Source organism: Streptomyces malaysiense (assembly GCF_000980885.2).
GTDB lineage: Bacteria > Actinomycetota > Actinomycetes > Streptomycetales > Streptomycetaceae > Streptomyces > Streptomyces malaysiense.
The window spans coordinates 1-2,843 of sequence record NZ_LBDA02000202.1 but is presented as its reverse complement, the minus strand read 5'-3'; the positions used below and the strand labels follow the sequence as shown (position 1 = coordinate 2,843).

At 65.1% G+C, this 2,843-nt stretch carries 2 protein-coding genes and 1 pseudogene; all 3 read right to left on the bottom strand.

What is annotated here, in order from left to right; genetic code table 11:
- Nucleotides 1-16: 16 nt before the first annotated feature.
- Nucleotides 17-412: pseudogene (locus tag VT52_RS34920) on the bottom strand (transposase family protein); the annotation flags it as partial.
- Between the two features lie 79 nt (nt 413-491).
- Complete coding sequence (locus VT52_RS34915) at nt 492-863, bottom strand: hypothetical protein (RefSeq protein ID WP_046428775.1); 372 nt, start codon at nt 861-863, stop codon at nt 492-494.
- A partial coding sequence (locus tag VT52_RS34910; protein ID WP_143070996.1) for an RHS repeat-associated core domain-containing protein occupies nt 860-2,843 on the bottom strand: 1,984 nt, incomplete at its 5' end. The genes VT52_RS34915 and VT52_RS34910, both read right to left, overlap by 4 nt.

The following is a 2,843-nucleotide window of genomic DNA, read 5'->3' as shown; positions in this document are numbered from 1 at the left end:
CCGTGCCGACTCAACAGTACGGCTGATCGGCGCGGACGCGGTCGGTGGGGATCAGCGTGCCGTCAACGATGACGTGGTCGCCCTCACCGAGGCCGGTGAGGGCTTCATGGAGGCCCGGGGCCCAGGAAGCCAGCACCTCCAGGGCCTCGTCCACGTAGCGCCAGGCGGTGGCCTGCGATATCGCGAACCCGGCGCCGAGCTGGGCGAACGTCTCGTTCTTGCGCAGGTGGACCAGCGTGAGCAGTGCCTGATCGAAGCAGCGGAGCTTCCGCCAGCGGGTGTTACGTGCGCGGCGGTGCTCGTACAGCAGCCAGGCGACGTGCTCAACGAGCTCATGCGGGACGTCGAGCGTGGCAGGATACGGAACCAACAAGGCCCCTTCGGTCGCCGGTGTGTTGAGTGGAATCACCACGCCAACGACGAGGGGCCCTGCCTCGTCACCACACCCACTGACCAGCCCATTTCGCCCGCCAGCACAGGATGAAAGAGACTCACTGAACCGTCACGGTGACAAGATCGGGATCCGGCAGCTCCGTCGGTGCGGTGTCGCCGTACCACGAGAACTCGAGGGCTGAGAGCCTTCCACCGCTCACCCACACAAGCAGTTCGCCGAAGAGTTGGCCCGAGTCGTCTGTGACCGTTCCGGTGGCCGGGATGATGCCGTCCTCGATCTGTGCTGCAGGGATGTCGGCGGGCACTTCCAGGTCGACACTCGGAGACTCGGCCCCCCACCGGCCGGTGACACGGGTTTCTGGCAGTTGGTTCCTCAGCTCCTGCACGCCCGGGAATTCGGACGCGAGAAGGTGGGCAAGGGTGCGCCGTTCGAGGGAGGAGAGTGGTCTGGTGGCAGGGTGATCTGTCATGGTGTCTTTCCTGGGAACTTTTCCTGGATGAACGCGGTTCCGATTCGGGGTATCCCGTTGACCATGGCTCCGCGAATGGTGACCGTTTCCCCGTCGATTGTACGGTCGACGACGAAACCACCGGACTCCGGAAGGTCGTCGCTTTCTCCAAGACTGTCGAGGATGCGGCGAAACGCTTCGGAGCGCCCTCCCGAATTCTTCACTATCTCCTCGAAGCCGTGCTTCGGGGGATCGATGACATGTTCGAGCTTCCGCGGCGTATTGTCCATCTCAAAGGCCTTATCAAGCGCCTCCTGAGTGCACTTCACCAACCCGGTCGGGTCGATCCACCGGAACGGGTTGACGATGTAGGCATGATGATTTGGCGCGGGATCGAGACCGAGCGGGTCGGGGGACAGGTAGCCTGCGGTTTCCGGATCATAGAAACGGAAGTAGTTGTAGTGCAGCCCGGTTTCGGCATCGTGGTACTGGCCGGGGAAGCGCAGCGGGCACTCCACCGATTCGGCCTCTGTCCCGGGGGACAAGGGGGTACCCCACAGTGAGGTGCGTCGCTGCCAGGCCACGGCACCGCCTGCTGCGACAAGTTCGGTCGGTGTGCCCGCCGCGTCAGTGATGACCGCGTGGAAGCGAGACGCGCGATCGGTGGTCGTCTCCTCCGCCAGGCGGGCCAGGAAGGACATCTCCGAACTGGGGACAGAAGGCCAGTGGTCAGTCTGGGCGAGTGGACGGTGTGTGCCGGGAGCGTACTCCCAGGTGGTCGTCATGCCGTCGAGGGTGCTCCGCTCGGCCAGACAGGTGTCGTCCCAGGTGAACTCCACGTGCTCAACCGGAGAACCGTCGTCCGACAGCAGGGACTTGGCGATGCGCCGACCCAAAGGGTCGTAGGAGTAGCGCCAGCGACTGCCGTCCGGGGTGGTGACCGCTGTCAGGCGGTCCTCCGCGTTCCAGGTGTACGTCCAGGTGTGTCGCTTTCCGTTCAGCAGCCTGCGGGTTTTGGTAACGAGTCGGCCCTGGCCGTCGTGCTCGTACGTTGTATTGCCAGCGCGACGGATGACTGTGCCCTCGAACTCCCGGTCTCCAGGGGCCTCGTGCTGGGAAGCGGCAGCGTGCGTCAGATTTCCTGCCCTGTCGTAGGCGTAGGTCTCGGTCCAGCCATGAGCGCGTACGCCGGTGACGCGGCCTGTCCCATCGAGGTCGAAGCTCCGGGCACCAGCCGTGAGTTCCCGGATGCCAGTGAGGTAGCCGTCGGCCCGGTAGGCATACTCCCGGTACTGCAGGAGGCGGTGGTCGGCCCCGCTCGGGACCGACGCCGACGTCAGCGACTGCACAGTGAGGCGGCCTGCCGCGTCCCACCCCTGTGAGAGGGTCACTTCTTCGCCGAGACGGCGTTCCGTCTCTCGGCCGCCGGCGTCGTAGGTGAAGGACAGGCTCCCGGCTTCGGAGCCCAACTCGGTGCAACGCCCCGCTGAGTCGTACTTCCAATGGGACGTCAGCCCGGATGGGGTTGTACGACGGATCCGCCGCCCCAGGGCGTCATAAGCATGTACAGTCGTCCCGCCGTTCACGGTCTCCGAAAGGGCTCTGCCGAGCTCGTCGCGCTCATAGACGACCTCGGCCTCCGGGGCGCGAGCGTGCGCGAGTTGTCCGGTCGGTGCGTATGCGTACGTCGTGGCATCATCTGTACTGCTCCGCTGTTCCACGACCCGACCGAGGGCGTCCCGAGTGAAGGTCAACGTCTCGCCGGCACCGTTGGTCCGTGACACCAGGCCGCCCACCGGGTCATGCGCGTAGGCGAGGGTCCGGCCGTTGAAGTCCGTCTCGGCCACGAGCCGGCCAGCCTCGTCATAGACGTATGACCAAGCTTGACCCATCGGATTGAGTACACGTGTCAAGCGGCGTTCCGTGTCATAAGCGAACTCGAAATGGGCCCCGCTCGGATCGGTCCTGGTGGCGGGTTGAGGTTCCCCCGAGATGCGGAGT